General features: G+C 59.8%; 3 protein-coding genes. 2 read left to right on the top strand and 1 reads right to left on the bottom strand.

Annotated elements, in window-relative coordinates; genetic code table 11:
• Positions 1-551, top strand: a 551-nt coding sequence (locus AC1DLB_RS28695; RefSeq protein ID WP_477786158.1) for a 3-deoxy-7-phosphoheptulonate synthase, incomplete at its 5' end; no start/stop codon positions are given.
• Between the two features lie 114 nt (positions 552-665).
• Here the strand turns inward: AC1DLB_RS28695 and AC1DLB_RS28690 are convergent.
• Complete coding sequence (locus AC1DLB_RS28690; RefSeq protein WP_477786157.1) at positions 666-1,946, bottom strand: DNA glycosylase AlkZ-like family protein; 1,281 nt, start codon at positions 1,944-1,946, stop codon at positions 666-668.
• A 96-nt stretch (positions 1,947-2,042) separates the two neighbouring features.
• Here AC1DLB_RS28690 and AC1DLB_RS28685 point away from each other — a divergent pair, with 96 nt between their 5' ends.
• Entirely contained in the window at positions 2,043-2,897 is an 855-nt protein-coding gene (locus AC1DLB_RS28685; RefSeq protein ID WP_018930024.1) for a LysR substrate-binding domain-containing protein, read from the top strand.
• Positions 2,898-2,900: the final 3 nt, after the last annotated feature.

Below are 2,900 nucleotides of genomic sequence, written 5' to 3'. Positions count from 1 at the left end.
ACCGTACACGTCAACTGGACGGTGCTCACGTCGAATTCCTGCGCGGGGTGCATAACCCGATCGGGGTCAAGGTCGGCCCGAGCATGAACCCTGAAGACCTGATTCGCCTGATCGATGTGCTCAACCCGGACAACGACCCGGGTCGCCTGAACCTGATTGCGCGGATGGGCGCGAACAAGGTCGGCGATCACCTGCCGCAGCTGATTCGCGCGGTGCAGCGCGAAGGCAAGCAAGTGCTTTGGAGCTCCGACCCGATGCACGGCAACACCATCAAGGCCAGCAGCGGCTACAAGACCCGCGACTTCGCGCAGATCCTTGGCGAGGTGAAGCAGTTCTTCCAGGTTCACGAAGCGGAAGGCAGTTATGCCGGCGGCATACACATCGAAATGACCGGGCAGAACGTCACCGAATGCATCGGCGGCGCGCGGCCGATTACCGAAGATGGGTTGTCGGATCGTTATCACACCCATTGCGACCCGCGGATGAATGCCGATCAGTCGCTGGAACTGGCGTTTTTGATTGCAGAGACCCTGAAGCAAGTCCGCCGTTAAATCGCGTTAAGCCCTTCGCGGGCAAGCCTCGCTCCTACAGGTTTTGGGTCGTTCACATTTCCGGTGGACGACATAAAACCTGTAGGAGCGAGGCTTGCCCGCGAAGGCGTCAATTCAAACAACACTGAATTGAGCCAACGCCCCCCGCAACCGCGCCGCACTCGCCCGCGGGCAATTCAGCTGAAGCCGCTCAAGCCCCAACCAGTCCGCCATCCACCGCAGATTGACCGCCAACGCCAGCATCCCTTCATCATCCAGCCCCGGCTCTTCCTCATGCACGGCATGCACCGCCAACCGGCCTGACGCTCGTTCGGCTCGCAAGTCGACCCGCGCAGCAATCCGCTCATTGTGCAAAAACGGCAAGACGTAATAGCCGTAGACGCGTTTATGCTGCGGCGTATAAATCTCCAGCCGATAACGGAAATCGAACAATCGCTCGGTACGGCTGCGCTCCCAAATCAGCGAATCGAATGGTGAAAGCAGCGCACTGGCCTCGACCTTACGCGGCACTTTCGGCTCAGCCAGGCAATAAGCCGGTTGCCGCCAGCCTTCAACTCCACAGACCAGCAGCTTTCCGCCCTCGACCAGCTCCGCCAGACGCGGCCGGCTGTCTGCCGGGCTCAAGCGAAAATAGTCCCGCAGGTCCTTTTCCGTGCCGACGCCCAACGCCGTGGCCGCATGCAGCAATAACCCGCGCTGGGCTTCGGCTTCACTGAGCAAGGGCTGCTGCAGAAGCGCCGAAGGAATCACCCGTTCCGGCAAATCATAAAGCCGTTCGAACCCGCGCCGGCTGGCCACGGTCACTTCACCGGCGGCGAACAACCATTCAAGCGCATGCTTTTCAGCGCTCCAGTCCCACCACGGCCCTGCCCGTTCCTGACGGGTCGACAGGCTGCCCGCCCCCAGCGCACCGAGCTCCTGGACCGACGCTAAAACACGGCGAATCGTGTCCTGCTGCTCACGACCGAAACGCGCCMGTTGCTGGTAGATATCTTCGCCACGGGAAGCGCGCTGCATGCGCCAGCGCATCAAGGGGTACATCGACAACGGTAATAACGAAGCTTCGTGGCCCCAATACTCGAACAACGTGCGCCGACGGCCCTGACTCCAGGCAGCCTGATCGAGCAAGTCGGTTGAATAATTGCCAAGACGGGAAAACAAGGGAAGGTAGTGCGAACGCACCAATGCATTGACCGAATCGATCTGCAGAATGCCGAGCCGTTCGATCAGCCGGTTGAGGCTCACGCCGATATCCTTCAGTGCTTCGTCGCTCAAGCTCGCCAGTAATTCACGTTCACGGTGAAGTTCGTACCAGCGACTAAACTTGTGCAGCAGATCGGATACCGCGTGGATTGAGAATTTTTGTTCCGTTACATGCTCGTTGTGACCTTTCATCGTGTAGCCCTCCTTTAGGGATGGATCCAGTCTCGCCGCAGCGCTAAGATCAATCCAACGAATGTTTCTGATGGCATACATCTCGGAGATTGATGAATGTCCGCCTACCCCAGTATCGACACCGATGTACTGCGCACCTTCGTCGCGATCGCTGATCAGGGCGGCTTTACCCGCGCCGGGGAAATGGTCAACCGCACCCAGTCGGCGGTGAGCATGCAGATGAAACGTCTGGAAGAAGACGTGTTGCAGCGCCAGCTGTTCGAACGCGACGGGCGCCAGGTCAAGCTGACCGCCGAAGGCCAGGTGTTGCTCGGCTATGCGCGGCGCATCCTCAAACTCCACAGCGAAGTCTTCAATACCCTGCGCGAGCCGCACATGGTCGGCACGGTGCGCATCGGCACGCCCGACGATTACGTGATGCGCTTTCTGCCGGGCATCCTGTCGCGCTTCGCGCAGTTCTACCCGCTGATCCAGATCGAGGTTCATTGCGAATCGACCCGGCAACTGTTGCAGCGCCAGGACCTGGACCTATCCATCGTCACCCGCGAGCCGGGTAACGAGATCGGCCAGTTGTTGCGCAAGGAGCGCTTTGTCTGGGCCGAGGCCCAATGCTTCAACGCCCACGAGCAGACGCCGCTGCCGCTGGCGATGTTCAATAGCGATTGTTTCTGCCGTGCCTGGGCGTGTAATGCGCTGGAAGCCATGGGTCGCGATTATCGCATTGCCTACAACAGCTCCAGTCTGTCGGCGTTGATGGCCGTGGTCAGCGCGGGGCTTGCGATCACCGCGCAACTGGAAAGCCTGATCACGCCAGACATGCGCATCCTTGGCGCCGACGAAGACCTGCCGCTGTTGCCGGAAGCCAGCATCATGCTGATCCGCAACCTGAACAACCCTTCACCGATCACCGAATGCCTGGCCGAGCACATCGTCGAAGGCTTCAAACTTTAAAGG

The organism is Pseudomonas sp. 05N434, from assembly GCF_056396965.1.
The sequence above is the reverse complement of the archived record's forward strand: the minus strand, read 5'-3'. Positions and strand labels throughout refer to the sequence as shown.